General features: G+C 65.7%; 2 protein-coding genes. Both read left to right on the forward strand.

Annotated elements, in window-relative coordinates; translation table 11 throughout:
• On the forward strand, positions 1–3,384 hold a 3,384-nt coding region (locus AC1VAN_RS13770), incomplete at its 5' end, for a hypothetical protein (protein ID WP_480985997.1).
• Positions 3,385–3,669: 285 nt separating this feature from the next.
• Positions 3,670–3,846 carry a hypothetical protein gene (locus AC1VAN_RS13775; protein WP_442251430.1) on the forward strand — a complete coding sequence of 59 codons (177 nt, stop codon included), beginning with the start codon at positions 3,670–3,672 and terminating at the stop codon, positions 3,844–3,846.
• The last annotated feature ends 262 nt before the right edge of the window (positions 3,847–4,108 follow it).

Below are 4,108 nucleotides of genomic sequence, written 5' to 3' on the forward strand. Positions count from 1 at the left end.
GACCTCTACACGACCGCGCGGATACCCCGGCTGTTCGATCTGGTGATCCGCTTTCACGAGCGGCTCGTCGACGCCGGCGCGGTGACCTTGCATCGGCTGTTATGGGAGTACGGCAGCGACAGTGCCGGCGCCTCGGCAAACAAAGCGTTTTCCGCGCTGGAATGGGCCGAATGGCTGCGCGCGGCGGCCACCGGGTTTCAGCAGGGCATCCGCTCCTATTCGCTCAAGGCGCTCAGTGATTCCGCCACACGCTCGGACTTGGCCCCAGGGGAGGTTTACCAGCGTCTGAGCGAGCTGGCCGATTCCGCGTTCTTCACCAGGCTTTCGGACGGCACGCTGCAACTGACAGCCTCGCTGGTGAACCATGCCCTCGGCGCCACCGTCGTGCAGTTGCTGTCCGCCAGCCCGGACGCCACACGCGAGGCGCTGGAGTCCGCACTCGAGCAGTGGCTCGATCCCATCAGTGGGCTGGACCAGCGCGCGGAAATCCTGCGTGCCGCAGTATCCATCTCCCTCGAGTCGGGACCGCCCCGCCCCCTCCTCGGCGTCCTCACGGCGGCGTGGCTGCAAACGCAGAATTTACCCGAGAACCATCAAGCCGAGGTGCAGGCGCTGGCGGCTGAAATGCCCGATGCCTTGCTCGACGCGGTCGAGCTGTCACATCGCTACAACCACGCGGCCAGCCGGCACACCGCGGTCAAGGCGCTGCGTGGCGTTGATCGCGGTAATACGTCGGTGCGTGCGCGCATATTCGTCCGCGCCGCGCAATGGCTGCGCGTCATTTCGCGCGGGGTGGAGCTGCGCACTAAGTCCGAGCCGGACGCGGAAGGCGACGCGCACCGGCACAAGCGATGGATCGAGCGCATCGGCGTCGATGCCTCGGGCCCGATCATGCTGCTGGGYGAGGCGATGGTGCTGGTCGATCGCGACGAGGGCCAGTGGACAGACCACTTGCCCGCCTTGGTCGAGGGTTACCCGCTGGTCGATGCGGTGCCCGCGTTGCGCTTGGCTGCCATTGCCGCGGCCGCCGGCTCGAACCATCGAGCGTGGGATCAGCTGCGCTGGGTGTACCTGTTCAATTCGGTCGATGCCGATTCCGTCGCAAGAAGCGTGCGGGCAGCCGCAGCAGACATGGCTAGTCGCGTGCCCGAAGTCGGCGTGCATCCTCAACTGGCGCGGCGGGTCGCCGAGCTGCTACTGCACGTGTCGGGCCGTGAAGAGGACAACGAGGCCGCTGCGGCACTGAACGTGGTCATGGGCCGACCGTTTACCTACGAGGAGCACTACCTGTCCGATCCCGGCCGAAGCCTATACTTTCGGCTGGAGCGCCGACACGTATCAGCGGTGCTGGTGGATGAGACCCTGCCACTGCACGTACGTCTGCGCAAATGCGATGACGTGTGGTTCGATCCGAGTTTCGAGCCACCTCCCGCCTTCTGCCAAGCCGTCGCCGACGCGGCGCGCGAGTTCCCGCTGGTCGACGTGCGTACCGGCCGTTACGCGACGCGCGAAGACCTTAGCTTCAATGAGCAGCAGGCGGTCTTGGCGCGCTGCGCGCCGCAGGTGCTGGCGGACTTGCATCGCAAACTGGTGACGCGGGCTCCGACGACTGTGGTTGCACGCGCCGCGCGCGCCTGGCACCAGAATGATGCACTCTTGTTGCACGGGCCCCAGCAGGCTGCGGCGGCCCGCACCTTGCGAACAGTCGAACGCGATCCCTGCGAAGGCGATGAGACCCATGTCGCGACGCAGTTGCTGCTGACCGAACTGACCGATCTCGACGCACTGGCGCAGGCCGTGCTGGTCGTGGAAGCCGACCTGTCGGGCATCGCGACCACGATCACCGATGACCTGCGCCCGATGAGCAGCACTGAGGTCGATCAGTTGATCGAGCGCTATCGGTTCGGCCCGCCCAAGCAGCAGCAGGACGTCTTGGTGCTGTTGATCACCGAGCCGCCGACGCTGAGCGATAGGGCGTGGGACTGGCTGCTGGAGAAGACGAACTCGACCGACGAGATCGACGTGCGTCTGGCGTTCATGGTTCTGGCCGCCGCCGATCCCCGTCGCCTTGGCAAGCACTTGGACCAGGCGGGCTGGGGCTTTACGCTCTATGGCGACACGCTCGCGGCACACGCCGCATCCGGTGCGCTCATCGAGGCCACCCGCGGCCAGCCGTTCGAGCAGGTTGCCACGCGCCTGGCACCGTGGCGCTTGTTGGAGGCCGTACGCCTGCGCGGAAACGACGCCTCGGAAGCACGCGTCGCCATGGAGCGGCTGGATGCCATTCTCGCCGGCGGTCCGCGTGACGCCCCCGACCCCGGCGCTCAGATCTTCGTGCAGCGCACGGACGCATCGAAACGACCGCCGCGGTACTCAGTCCGCCCCATGCCTCCCGAGGACCCGAACTCGGCCGAAGCATTCGAGCACGCTTTCGATGAAGCAGCGCAGCAGGAGGCGTACCGGCGTGCGAGCGAGACGGCACGCGAGCGCGTCGCCAAGGCGCGCGAGGAGGGTGCCAGCCTGTATCTGGAGTTCGTCACGCGCGAAGACGGGCACGCCATCCTGCAGCACGCTCCCGACCTGCTCACGCGGTGGATCGACGGACACGAGACCTCGAGCACCGAGTTCGTGCGGCGCGTGCAGTTGGCCGAGGGGCTGTTCCTGGCGATTGCCGAAGCGCTGCTTATTGCGCAGCCGGCGCTTGGCGCGAGCATATGGCGCGCCGTGGGCGGCGCTATGCGTACACGGGTCATGGGCGCGGCGAAGCTGCCCGACCTTTGGCACATGCTGTTCCGGGTCCCGGCCTCGGCCGAGGTCATCGCCCTGCGCGAGGCGCTGCTTGACCCGAAACACACTAACACCGATGCGCAGCTGTACGAGCTGGCACTCGCGGCACAACTCAACGGCGGCGCGGCCTGGCTCGAGGCGGTGATCGTGCGCGACCTGGGCTCGCATGTGCCTTGGCGGCAGCAGCGCGCGGAGGTCCTGCGCGGCTTTCTGGTGGGCAACGAGCTGCCGGTGGCGGGGGCATGGCCTGAGGGCCCGTCGCGCTCGTGGGCCCAGGAGATCCGGCGGGGTGCGGCGCGCTTGCGATACCTGGAAGCCTGCGCCCGCCATTGGTGGCGCGAGTACTGGCAGCGCGACGACCCGGAAGCGGCCTTCGCCGCTTGGGTGTTGTTCGACTACTGTGCCGATCGGCGCGCCCTGTGCTGGATGCAGGAGGAAGCGGCTTCGCTGGACGAGGCAGAGCGGACCCGCAGGCGCCGACACTGGGCCATGAACCGACCACGCTGGAAACACGGCGCCGAAAAGTCTGCCCTCTCCCTGCAGCGGACCTTCTTGCGCCGAAACACGGACGATATGGTGTGGCCGTGGCGCGATTAGCAACCACCTCCGCCCAAGCAAGGTAGGTTGCGAGGTTCAGGACCGAGTGAAGCGATGACGCCCTGGCCGACCGCGCGAGGCAGAAGGGCATGGCCATGACCTTGTACGACAATCCGCTGCTGCGTCGACAGGATTTTCCGACGTCGCCGCTCACTGCCGCCTCGAGTTCGAGTGAAATATAGGGACCGCGTTCAAGCGCCTCGCTCCGCTTCTTGGCACCGCCTAGTTCGGGCGCTGGCAACGACCGATATTGGCCGGAAGTGGCGTTGAGCGAGTGTCAATTCAGTGCTGCACGGCAACAGCCGCGGGATCGGCCTAGGTCACAACAGCGTGGTGCGCGAACGCGGCAACGATTACATGATGTTCCACGGATACGATCCCAAGGACGACGGCCTGTTTAGGCTGAAATCGCTGCTGCTGACGCATGTTCGCGAAGGTTGCTCACAGGCTTCGTTAAATTGAGTCAGGCGATCCGGATCGGGCAAGGCTCTTATGCGCCGCAGTGCTGGGCCAAACCCCTCACGCTGCGGCGTTCCCTCGCCGTCCTGCACAACGGAACGGAGCTATGTCAGGTTCATAAAAGTTGCGGCCAGTTCATCGTAGTGCTCAAATTTTACGAAGACTGTTCGCATACAGCGAGCTGATATGGCGTTCAGCGGCTGCACTCCCATCGCAATATCCTTCAATAGACCATCCACAAAATCGCTGATGGTCTTGATTTGGT

The sequence above is a fragment of the Stenotrophomonas sp. 05L44_2 genome (genome assembly GCF_056665995.1).